This window comes from Clostridium sp. K13 (genome assembly GCF_019734195.1).
Taxonomy (GTDB): domain Bacteria; phylum Bacillota; class Clostridia; order Clostridiales; family Clostridiaceae; genus Clostridium.
Map to the genome: position 1 here is coordinate 1 of NZ_JAASHM010000009.1, position 12,240 is coordinate 12,240.

General features: G+C 25.8%; 12 protein-coding genes. 2 read left to right on the forward strand and 10 right to left on the reverse strand.

Annotated features, from left to right (window positions below; all coding sequences use genetic code 11):
* Positions 1–188: 188 nt before the first annotated feature.
* The 5 genes from HCG76_RS07195 to HCG76_RS07215 form a co-directional block, all read right to left on the reverse strand.
* Positions 189–1,283 (reverse strand): ABC transporter permease, encoded by a 1,095-nt coding sequence (locus tag HCG76_RS07195; protein WP_260458071.1) that lies wholly within the window; start codon positions 1,281–1,283, stop codon positions 189–191.
* A gap of 4 nt (positions 1,284–1,287) precedes the next feature.
* Positions 1,288–2,454, reverse strand: a complete 1,167-nt coding sequence (locus tag HCG76_RS07200; RefSeq protein WP_221699739.1) for an ABC transporter permease — start codon at positions 2,452–2,454, stop codon at positions 1,288–1,290.
* 17 nt (positions 2,455–2,471) lie between these two features.
* Complete coding sequence (locus HCG76_RS19025; RefSeq protein WP_370778585.1) at positions 2,472–2,993, reverse strand: AAA family ATPase; 522 nt, start codon at positions 2,991–2,993, stop codon at positions 2,472–2,474.
* A 116-nt stretch (positions 2,994–3,109) separates the two neighbouring features.
* On the reverse strand, positions 3,110–4,954 hold the full coding sequence (locus HCG76_RS07210) for a phytoene desaturase family protein (protein WP_221699736.1): 1,845 nt from the start codon (positions 4,952–4,954) through the stop codon (positions 3,110–3,112).
* Positions 4,955–5,110: 156 nt separating this feature from the next.
* On the reverse strand, positions 5,111–5,947 hold the full coding sequence (locus tag HCG76_RS07215) for a ParA family protein (protein WP_221699732.1): 837 nt from the start codon (positions 5,945–5,947) through the stop codon (positions 5,111–5,113).
* A 357-nt stretch (positions 5,948–6,304) separates the two neighbouring features.
* On the opposite strand from HCG76_RS07215, the gene HCG76_RS07220 reads away from it, so the two are divergent.
* Positions 6,305–7,651: a B12-binding domain-containing radical SAM protein gene (locus tag HCG76_RS07220; RefSeq protein WP_221699731.1), complete on the forward strand. Its 1,347-nt coding sequence runs from the start codon at positions 6,305–6,307 to the stop codon at positions 7,649–7,651.
* A gap of 2 nt (positions 7,652–7,653) precedes the next feature.
* Here HCG76_RS07220 and HCG76_RS07225 read toward each other — a convergent pair whose 3' ends face one another.
* The 4 genes from HCG76_RS07225 to HCG76_RS07240 form a co-directional block, all read right to left on the reverse strand.
* On the reverse strand, positions 7,654–7,914 hold the full coding sequence (locus tag HCG76_RS07225) for a helix-turn-helix domain-containing protein (RefSeq protein ID WP_221699728.1): 261 nt from the start codon (positions 7,912–7,914) through the stop codon (positions 7,654–7,656).
* A gap of 364 nt (positions 7,915–8,278) precedes the next feature.
* Positions 8,279–8,911, reverse strand: a complete 633-nt coding sequence (locus HCG76_RS07230; RefSeq protein ID WP_221699726.1) for a hypothetical protein — start codon at positions 8,909–8,911, stop codon at positions 8,279–8,281.
* A 186-nt stretch (positions 8,912–9,097) separates the two neighbouring features.
* The gene (locus HCG76_RS07235) at positions 9,098–9,919 is read right to left on the reverse strand and encodes a C39 family peptidase (protein WP_221699724.1); all 822 of its coding nucleotides are present in this window, start codon (positions 9,917–9,919) and stop codon (positions 9,098–9,100) included.
* A gap of 169 nt (positions 9,920–10,088) precedes the next feature.
* Entirely contained in the window at positions 10,089–10,448 is a 360-nt protein-coding gene (locus tag HCG76_RS07240; protein WP_221699722.1) for a metallophosphoesterase family protein, read from the reverse strand.
* A 113-nt stretch (positions 10,449–10,561) separates the two neighbouring features.
* On the opposite strand from HCG76_RS07240, the gene HCG76_RS07245 reads away from it, so the two are divergent.
* Positions 10,562–11,254 (forward strand): YjjG family noncanonical pyrimidine nucleotidase, encoded by a 693-nt coding sequence (locus HCG76_RS07245; protein WP_221699721.1) that lies wholly within the window; start codon positions 10,562–10,564, stop codon positions 11,252–11,254.
* A gap of 48 nt (positions 11,255–11,302) precedes the next feature.
* Here HCG76_RS07245 and HCG76_RS07250 read toward each other — a convergent pair whose 3' ends face one another.
* Positions 11,303–11,686, reverse strand: coding sequence for a ribosomal maturation YjgA family protein (locus HCG76_RS07250; protein WP_221699719.1), 384 nt, complete (start codon positions 11,684–11,686; stop codon positions 11,303–11,305).
* Positions 11,687–12,240 lie beyond the last annotated feature (554 nt).

The window sequence follows — 12,240 nt, forward strand, 5'->3', positions numbered from 1 at the left end:
TCATTAAAAATAGCTTGTTAAAGTTCATTTTTTATTTAACTGTAAAATTATTCAAGGAAAACTGCACTATTATAGTTATTTAATATTTGTTTCCATGTAAATCTAGCCATAACTAAACTTTCCTTTTCATTATCTAATTATTCCATAGATTTAATTTCAACTATTTTTAATATTTTTATTCTCACTTTTTATACTTTTTTTATTCTAAACATAAATAAGCTAAAACTAAACAATAACAAAGATATAGTTATCATGTAAAAAATATATTGATGTATTGAGGTTAAACTACCATATATCTGTAAATTTTCTATACATTTATATATCCATCTCTGTGGCATTAAGCTTCCTATCTTTTGCAAGTAATCTGGCATAATTTCAAAATTCCAAAATACTCCTGATATCATACAAGTTGGTATGACTATTAATATATTAACAGTACTAGCAATATATCTATTTCTACTAAAGCTAACAATACATAAATTCAAAGATATAGCTACTAAATTAAGTAATAACATAACTAATAAAAAGTTATTAGTATTATTCATACCAAAATCCAAATTTAACAACTTACAAAGAACATAATATATAAGGCTACTTATAGAAGATACTAAATAAAATACTATAAGCAAAGCCATATAATACTTATATTGCTTTATACCACTAACTAAAACCCTTGATTTAGTATTATGTTCTTCATCTTCAATTAAAAAATTAGCTATAGCAGCCCCGCTTATTAATATCATCATTATAACTATTCCTATAGAGTTTTCTATAACAGGCTTACTTTCTTCAACTTCACTTAAGTTATATTCAAGTAAGTTATTTTTATAAGCTTCATTTTTTTCTTTAAAGGTATCTATATTCTTATTACTTACTTTAGCTATTAAACTTAAATTATTTACTTTTGATTTTATAATAGATACTAAAGTTTCCTTAACATCACTATTAGAAATTGATTTTATAGTAATTTTACTCTCTTCTAAATTTAATAAATTATTACTGAAATTATCTTCAATTATAATTGCTATCTGTATCTGATGAGATGCAAGTAAAATTTCATAATTATCCTTACTTATATGTGTTATATCTACATCTTCTATATCATTTATAACATCTATTATCTCTTTTGAAATATAGCTATTATCTTTATCAATTATTCCAATCTTATAATTCATATCCTTACCAAAAGCAAAACTAAAAAATACAATTACAATTGCAGGAGCTATTATTCCCATAATAATAAAACTCTTTTTCTTAAGTAATAATTTTGTAGTATTTATCATTATCCTAAACAATATTATCACCAGCTCTCATGTTACCGCTAATAATACATATAACTAATAATATTAAAGATAATTCCAAAGATATAACTATTGATATTGTTGAATAATTAGTTGTAATTCCAGAGCTTAAACTTAATAATGATATATTTGCCCAATAAGTTGGAGTCATCTGACATAATATATTAGTTACTTCATTTGCCCTTATTAATGATATTGGAACATATGCTCCACCTAAAAAACCTAAAACTATTAATAAGGTATTGATTACACTTGATGCTGCTTTATTATCTTTAAACATAAAACTAATAGCAACTCCTAAAATGGAGCTGAAAATTATTAAAGATACTAAAACCATTAACATTATTACTAGATTTTCTCCCCAATTAATGTTTAGAAAAACGGTGCTAACAAAATAAACTATAATTATTTGAATTATACCTACTATTATCCCTAAAGTTATCTTTGATAATATAATATTAAAATCACTGGATTTAGATATTTTTAGTCTAGATAATGTATTTTCAACTCTTCCATTATAAGCTGATACACTAGTTATTTGAGATATATACAATATAATTAATACAAGCTCTGCAAAGGTATAATAAGTAAATGAATTTATCCCATTACTACTTATTCCCTCTTCCTTTACTACTGTGCTACTTGCTTCTTTTACCATATCATTTAAAATATTAGGATTTTCACTTACCATACTATCTATAACAGCATATCTATCTATAACAGCATATCTATCTAGATATTGATTAAAAACACTTTTAAATATTTTTTGAGCTGTACTTTCCTTATCTTTATTTCTATAAAAGTCATATTTATCTTCATATATATTTATAAAAGCAAGACCTTGAAAGCTATTAACATTACTTTTAGCTTCATTATCATTTAATATTTCTTCAAATTCTATTTTCATATTATTTTCACAGTTTTCTTTAAAACTATTAAAGACTTGTAAATACCTATTATCCTTATTTAAATTATTAACTTTAAAATATACTTTTTCATTTTCAAATATATTATGATCAACATTCATAAGACCATTTAATGAAAATCCCATTACAACTATAAGAACTATTGGGAATATAAACATTGTAGCTACATTAGATTTATTTCTAAAAAAGTGTAAGACTTCTTTTTTTATTAAACTAATTAATATCATATTTAACCTCAGTTACATCAATCTCTTAATTGCTTTCCTGTTAATGTTAAAAACACCTTTTCTAATGTAGGCATTTCACTTTCTATACTTTCTATAATTCCACTATTATTAGATATTGTATTTATAATTTTTTGAAGTATATATGCTTCTTGAGAATAGTAACATTTAATTTCCTTATCATGTGTTTCTACCTTTTGAACTCCATCAATTTTACTTATTTGATTTTTTATATTATGAATCTCTTTTTTCAGATATATGGTACATATATTTTGACTGACTATACTTGATTTTAAATATTCTTTAGTACCTCTTGCTATTATTTTTCCACCATCCATAATAGAAATGTTATTGCACAACTCTTCTATTTCTTCCATGTAGTGAGATGTATAGATTATAGTAGCTCCCTCTTCATTTAACTTTCTTACTGATTCTAAAATATGATTTCTTGATTGAGGGTCTATTCCAACAGTTGGCTCATCCATTATTATCAATTTTGGACTATGTGCTATTGCACAAGCCATATTTAATCTTCTTTTCATTCCTCCTGAAAACTCACTAGATTTTTTATTTTCAACATCTAAAAGTCCAACAAATTTTAGTGCTTTACTAACTCTTTCCCTTAACTCCTTCCCCTTATATCCATATAAGGAGCAACCTAAAGCCTTGTATTTATTTCCTTTATACTTACTGGCTTAGCAAAGGCTTTTCTAATACAATTTTTTTCACATTCAATACTTTCACAATTTAAGCAAGGATTATTATTTATAAGCTTCTTAGCTCCATAAAAATTACCTGCTGCAACTCTCCTATTTATATCTCTTATAGGAATATTATATTTACATACTCTTTCACATGATGGCTTATCACAAAATTGACACTTTAATGCTAATTTAGCTATTGTATCTTCCTCTTCATTTTTACCTATTTTTATTTCTTCATATTTAAATGGCTTATTAACTATATTTACGTAATTTTTCATATCATCCTTATACTCAAACTCTTCTAGTCCTAATTCTCTAAGTATAAGATTAGCAGCACTTATTCCTGATATAGTAACTGCAGGTGTTCCAGTTCCCATAACCGTTGATTCTCCACAATTAAAAAGATTATTTATCTCACTCTTAGTCTTTAATCTTTTTAACATATGTTGACCAAGTTTTTGTTTAGGGCCAGCCACACTGCCCCCTTCTTTTAATACATATCTATTTAAAGTAGTAGGAGTACTAATTTCTACATGACATATATTTTCTTTAAATCCTGGAAATCTTTTTTCTAAAACATCTAATACCCTATTTTCCTCTGCTGCTTTCATTTCTCTATATTTTTCAGTATTATATTCATTCTTAAATCCCTTTGGCCATTCCTTGAAAGTAGGACCTATTGCCATAATGGTATGATAGCCCTCTTTACAAAGAGTTTTATCATCTATACTTAAAATGTAAACAGTTATTTCATCCTCATCTAACTTAGTTTTATCACCAATTAACATTTCAATTGGTAATGTGCCTTTAGGAATTGCTTCTTCCTTTACAAGTGCAAATAAAACTACAGATGGATATGATGGTTCTAGTGAATTTGCCCACTCCTTACTTTCTTCCCTTACACTATTTTTTAACAACTTATTATATAAATTCCACACATTACCTGAATTAACTATATATTTAGCACTTAATGTGGTTCCATTATCTAATTTAACCTTAGTTGCTTTATTATCTTCTACTATTATTCTTTCTACTTCAGTGTTATAAATCATCTGTCCATTATTTTCTTCTATTACTTTTTCTAATTTTCCAACTAAGTTTAATGTTGAACCAGCAGGGTAGTAGCTTCCTCCAAAATGATTATCTACAAACATTACTGAAGAAAGTATTGCAGGAGTTTCTTTAACATTTGTATAGCAATATGTAGATGTTAATTTATCAAATAAATCAAATACATCTTCATTTTTAAAGTACTTTCTTAATATACTTTCAGTATTTTTATTCATATATCCTAAAAATCTTATATAATCTATTGGATGTCTTAATAGAGCTTGTAATCCCTGTTCTTTTTTCATTGCATCTGGTGATATGAAGTTTGGATGTTCTGCAATTATTTTCATATATTGATTTGATAAATCTCTATAAAATCTTTTAAAATTTTCTTTTTCCTTAGGAAATACTTTTGCTAATTCTTCTATAAACATATCTATATCTTGATAAAATATTATTCTATGCTCTCCAAAGTTAATAGCATAAAGTTCATCATGTTTTATTATATCTATGGGTTCTTCTAATGCATTAAAAACAAATCTATGTGGACTGAATCCTCTTTCATTAAATCCATATATCATTGCTGCTCCTTGCTCAAATACTACATCTTTTCTTTTGAATATTCCACAAGAACCCCCTGGTTTGTATTGAGCTTCTACTACACATACTTTTAAGTTACGTTTTGCTAATAAAGAAGCTGCCGTAAGTCCTGATATTCCTGCTCCTATTACAATAACATCATAATTCATATATCCTCACCTTAATTATTTATAAAAAGATTATTTCTCTATAAAATTTATTCTTTAAAATAAAAAAATATTAATCTTTACATAAATAATCTTACTCACTAATCTATATAAATAAAAAAAGAGCAACATTTCTGCTGCTCTAGTTAGTGTTAACCCTTAACCCACCTTAGGTATTTCACTATTAATATTTTTCTTGCTTTTTATAGTTGATATACTAGTGACTTTCTTAGTAATTGATGTATTTAATATTTCATCTGTTACACTTCTATATTCCTTTGTACTTTTACATCTTGGATCATATAAAGATACTGGTAATCCATTTGTTTGACTTTTTACTATTATACTACTTTGATGAATTTCTGTATCAAAAACCTTATATGAATAAAACTCTTTTATCTCTTTTCTAAATGATTCGCTTAGCTTTGTTCTTGAGTCTACTCTTGTTAATAATATTCCTTCAACCTTTAATTTCTTATTAAATGTTTTTTGAATCATCTTTATTGTCTTTGATAAGTTTTTAAGTCCTTGCATATTAAATAAAGATGGTTCCATAGGTATTATTACGCTATCACTAGCAACTAAAGCATTAACTGTTGTAATAGACTGACTTGGAGGACAATCTATTAATATAAAGTCGTAATCATCTTTTAAATTTTCATCTTCTATCATTTTACTTAATATTCTTTTACAATTCTTTATTTTTATTAAAGATAAATCAGCGTTACCAATTTCTGAATTATTAGGGATAATATCTAACCCCTCTAATATGGTGCAATTTTTTATTGTTTTTCTTAAGGACTTTTTTCCTCTAAGGCAATTAACTAGTGACTCTTTATCTGTCTTAAATCCTACACTTGTTGTTAAATTTGCTTGATAATCATTATCTATCATCAAGACTTTATAACCTGAATTAATTAATTCTGCTGCTATATTTACTACAGTTGTAGTTTTAGCACATCCCCCTTTGTGATTACATACACTAATAACCTTCATATTTTTTCTCCCCTAATCCTCATACCATTTTGTATATTCTTTATTTTTCTTATCATAGTTTCTTAATTTACAATTTTTTAATGAACTAACTATGTATATATTAATTATATTATAATACAATTCTTTATAAATTGTAATATCTTTACAATTTATATATTAAAAAAGTCTATTCCTATATATGTTGCAATTTTTTCCTGGTATATTTCTCTTTATTTTTTTATTAATAAGTTTTAGTCCTTAAGAGTATAAACAATAAATAATTACCGTTATTTAATAATACTTTATTGACTTTCAATAAATTTAATAATAAAATTTATTTATTAAGTATATACATCCATATGAAAGGATTTAAATATTATGATTGTTAAGCTGATTCAACTTAAAATGAATAAACGACCTATGGATACTGACCTAAAAATTAGAATGTCTCCTTCTTTAGGATTGCTTACAATAGCTAATATACTAAATAAGGATCATAATATAATTATGGAAAATGAAAATATAAGAGATATAAATTTTAATGAACCTGTTGATATTGTAGGAATAACTGTTACTGTTGATGTTCTTCCAAGAGCTATCGAAGTAGCTAAAATATTCCGTGAAAAAAACATTCCTGTAGTTGTAGGGGGAATACATATAACTGCTGTTCCCCAAGATTATTTAGATTACTTTGATGTAATTAGTGTAGGAATGGCCGAAACAACTTGGCCTGATATTATAAGAGATTTAGAAAATAAAAGTCTAAAAAAGATATATTACTGCAATACTAAGATTACTGGAAGTAAAATAGTATCACCTGCTTATAATTTAATAAATAAAAAAGATTATTTGTATAGTAATGTAGTTAGTACAAGCAGAGGTTGCCCTTTTAAATGTGATTTCTGCTATAATAGCTGTAATTCTTATAGTAACTTTTATGTTAATAGACCTATAGAAGATGTTGTTAAAGATATTAAAACTATTGGTAAAAAACATATTATGTTTATAGATGATAATTTTATAGGAAACCCTAAATGGACTAAGGAGTTTTTATTAGCTATTGAGCCATTAAAAATTAAATGGAATGCTGCTGTAACTGCTAATATTGCTAATATGCCAGAACTTTTAGATCTTATGTCTAGAACTGGATGTGAAAGCTTATTTATTGGATTTGAAAGTATAAATAATAAGTCTTTAAGTAATGTTCATAAAAAACAAAATAATGTTACCCAATTTGAAAAGTTAGTATCAGAAATTCATAAAAGAGGTATTATGATTAATGCTAGTTTTGTTTTTGGATTAGATGGTGATACCAAGGAAACTTTTGATGCTACCTTAAAGTGGATAGTTGATAATAAAATCGAAACTGTTACATCTCATATTTTAACACCTTATCCTGGTACTAAGCTTTATGATGATATGCTTAAAGCTGGTAGAATTACTGACTTTAATTTATCAAATTATAATACAGCTAATGTAGTTTTTAAACCTAAAAATATGACTGCTGATGAATTGTATAATGGATATATTGATATTTATAATAAAATTTATAGCTTTAAAAATATAATTAAAAGAATACCTAAAAGTAAGAAACAAGTTATGCCTTATTTGGCCTTTAACTTATTGTATAGAAAATTTGGAAGGCTTTCTGAAAAAGTATGTAAGTTATTAACCTTCCAGAGAATAGGACAAGCTGGTGAATTCCTTGCTTATAAATTAAAATAAATTTATATTTTTATAACAAAAAAAGAAATCTTAGTTGTCCCTTTTTCAACTAAGATTTCTTCTATAGATATATTAAATATTCTACTTAATGCAAATAAATTATCAATAGATGGAAGGCACTGACCCCATTGCCATTTATATATAGCTTGTGGCCCATCAAATCCGAAATATCCCTGCAAATCTTTTACTGATAAACCTCTTAACTTCCTGATCCTAGCAATATTGGCACCTGTAGCTTTCATATCAATAACCGGTAATTCCATATTATCTACCTCCACTATATTTTAATATTTCATATATCTATACTAACTTATATGTAAAAATTTCTCAACAATTTTATTAATAAAAATTGCAACTGTACAGCCATGGATAAAATTCAGCAGTAATAAGCCATCCTGTCAAAACCTATTTCATGGATTTTATCGAAAATTATATCCTAAACCTTAAGAATTTATCCAAAAGAGAATTGATTCTTTATAATTGATAATTAACCATTGAAAATTAAACATTTATTATCTATATCCTATATTAAAATATCATCATAATAAATCTGATTTTCAATTGTTCCATAATAACCCTTTATGGAGGGGGCTTAATTTAGAATTTACGTACAATTGCAATATTGCTTTACTCTATATTTATAATGGTTGTACTATTAGAAATTTGAAGAGCTGTGTCAACTTCTGATAAAAATCTTTCTATTTTATCCTTCATTTCTTTTATAAGCTTTTCTCCATCTAAAGCATCTACTAATCCATATTCATTAGCCTTACGATAAGGCTCAGCAATTGCATCATAGCTTGCTTGAGTTATTTTTTCTTTCCCTTCTTTACCATAAGCTGTATTTAGTAATTGTTCTATACTATAATCAACCTTCTCATTTTCTTTTATTATTATATCTGAAGATGTTTTATACTGCATTGTTAATTTTTCAAGTAATGAAATCTCATACTCTATAGAACTCTTTTTATCTATAGCTTCCGCTACTGTCATTATCTTACCTGCAATATCTACTTTTGTAACTGCATTTGATTGGATTATAGCTGATTTTATGTTATTTCTTCTTTTAATTAAATCTACTATAGATTGATAATCTGCTTTTGCATTTGCTTTATATGCTTCTTTAGTTATCTTTCCATTTACATTTTGTACTGATAACTTTGCAGCCGCTATAAATTCACCTTCTTCTATTTTTCTATTTATACGACTATCTAATAGTTTTAATTCATTTAGACCTTTTGTCACTAATATTTGTTCCATAATTCCATCCTCCAATCAAATTAAGTTAATTATTAAACTTTATATATCTATTCTAAAGTATAGAAAAAAATTAATCATTAAACTTGTAGTTTAAAATCTACAAAAAAACTTAACTTAAACTTTGATTTAATTATAAAAAGAGTTAAACCACCTTAGTGATTTAACTCCTTATTATTATTTATTCTACTATTGTTTAGGTTTTGCTATAAGCCATTGCTGAACGCTTTGGTCTTCTGGTAAAACACTATTATCTAACCACATGTAGAAGAATCTTTCTGCTGGATAAATATAATATCCATCTTGCTTATGGTCTGATGTATCATATGAATCTGCGAAGATTATAACATCATCTCCAAAGTTGTCAGTTCCCATAGTGTCATATCCTATAATATCTTGCCAATGTCCTGACCAATCTATCCATTCAACCATAATAGGTGTGTTATTCTTTAAGTTATCTATAACCCAATCTCTAAACTCTATTGGATCCTGAAAAGTATATCCACCCTCTAAAGTACCTTCTGTTAAACTTGATGTTACATCCCAATTAATTGCTTCAAAGAACTGTACCATTCTATCTGTTGATGTACCATATTCTCCTCTTTCATTTGCAACACCTTGAACTTCGGTATTATTTCCATTTAAATCCTTATGGCAATCCATCATATCTGCAATTTGTAATTCTTCATAACCTGTTTCACCAAAATGATTTAATACCATTAGCGCTGCTGATGGGCCACAGCTATATTCTTTAGTTTGTTGATATGTTTTAAATTTCTCTAAAATTGTTAAAGTATCATTTGATTTTAAATTATAGTAATCAACACTTGTGAAGTATGTACTCTTTTCATTATCTCCAATATTATTATAAGAAGATGCTCCTGACTCTAAAATATCATAGCTTTTTGGATAAGGAATTTTGTTATCAATAGTTTTTGAATCATTATTACTACATCCTACACCCCCTAAAGTTAATACTGTTGATAATAATAAAATTAAACTTTTTCTCATTATTTATCCCCCCAGATAATATTTTATACTAGCAAATTATACTAACTTTCATTTTAAATTTCAATATATATCTTTATTAAACAAATTTATACAACTATTAGATATTTATAACCAATACCTTATAATAAAAAATCTTAGCTATTTATTTTTCAACTAAGATTTCTTCTATTTAATTTAAATCAAATTTTTCAATTTTTATATCATCTAAATTTATCTCAACTATAGCCATAGATAAAGGTAATGAAAATCTTTTTCTTCCACATGCACCTGGATTTAGATAAACAATATTATCAATAGTCTCATTATAAAACTTATGTGAATGCCCATAGATAACTAAATCTACTTCTTTTAAATCTTTAGGAATATCTTCTTTATTATGAGCAACATAAATTAAAACTTCATCCATTTCTATTTCTCTATACTCTGGAAGAGTAAGCCCCCATTCGTCTTTATCATTATTACCTCTTACAACAAAGGTTTTTGTTATACTTTCTAATTTATCTATAATTTCTTTATATATTATTTCCAATATAACATTCTATAAAAATATATAGCCTTAAAATTATTTGATATTTTTTTCATTAAAGGATATAATTCCATTAGTTTGAAATTTTAGATATATACTATAGGAGAATTTTATTTATGAAGTATAAAGTTATATTATTTGATGCAGATGAAACATTATTTGATTTTAAAAAAGCTGAAAAAGAAGCCTTTAAAAATTCTATGTTAGAATTAGATATTGAGTACGATGAAAATTATCATTTTGCTACATATAAAGAAATAAACACAGCTATTTGGAAAGAGCTTGAAGAAGGCCTTATTACTCAGGAAAAATTAAAGACAGAAAGATTTAAAAGATTAATCGATAAACTAGATATGACCTTTGATGAAAATGACTTTGCAAATATTTATATGACACACTTAGGTAATGGATCATTTTTATTTGATGGAGCAATGGAGCTTATAGAAGATTTAAGTTCTAAATATATACTTTCTATTGTTACTAATGGACTTACTTCTGTGCAAGAAAGAAGACTTAAAAAATCTACAATAGCTAAACATTTTAAAGATATAGTAATTTCAGAAAGTATAGGTATATCCAAGCCTCATCCTGATATATTTGAACATGCTATAAACAATCTTGGTACCTTTAATAAAGATGAAGTTCTTATGATTGGAGATAATTTAAATTCTGATATAAGAGGTGGCATTAATTATAATATAGATACTTGTTGGTATAATCCAAATAAATTAGAAAATAAAACTGATTTAAAGCCTACTTATGAAATTTGTGATTATACAGAATTGAGAAGATTATTATTAGATAAATAATTAAAAAATATAGGATAAGCATATAGTAGGCTTATCCTATATTTAAAGTTAAATTTTCTTATAATTTATTAACCTATCTATAATTGCTCCAATTATAATTCCAACTGTATAACAAAATAAATCGCTCCATAAAAACCCGAATCCTAGTACTAATGCTCCTAAGGTTGTATTTCTTATAGAATCTATCCATGGTGCATGGTATAACTGACTTATTTCTATACTATAGGAGAAAATTATTGCCCAGGAAATAATAAATATTGTCGATTTTTTATTAAATATAAATGCAATAATAAAAAATATCATCATTGCCCATAATACATCTCCTGAATATGTTGATATTACATGTGGTAATCCTGAAACTTTTCTTGATAATAATCCTAAAATTATTGTTATTATTATTAATATTAAGTATAAAAACCTGTTTCTTCTCATAATCTAACCCCAATTTACCATATTATTCTGAAATAAATAAGAGCTTAATTGCACTTTATTTAATTGGAAAAGCAAAAATTGCAACTAAAAAAATAAATATAGCAGCTCCTAAAGCAACTAGGTACACTACCTTATTTTTCTTCTGTTTGTTTTTCATTCCATTTTTCTTTTATAGCTCTCATTTTACCCCTCCCTTTTTACCTATTATAGCATATTAAACATATATTCACTTATAAACTAATATTATCCAAATTACAAGTAAAAATACTTTCCATTTTCAATTTATATCTAAAAAGTAAAATTTTGTTCTGGTTCAATTATTCCCAGCTGGATACTTCATTCTATAATGAATATTTTGCCTTCATTAAGTGCAGCTATTTGATTTATACATAATAATTTCTAATATATTATGATTTAAAATGATGTCCAAGCTGAACTACCCCTATTTGCTATTAATAAAAATACATGGGATAGTTTAAATATGGACATCATTTTTTTGTACTTATTTTTATAAGAAAACATTTGATGCCTATGACTATGAAGAGCATTTACAT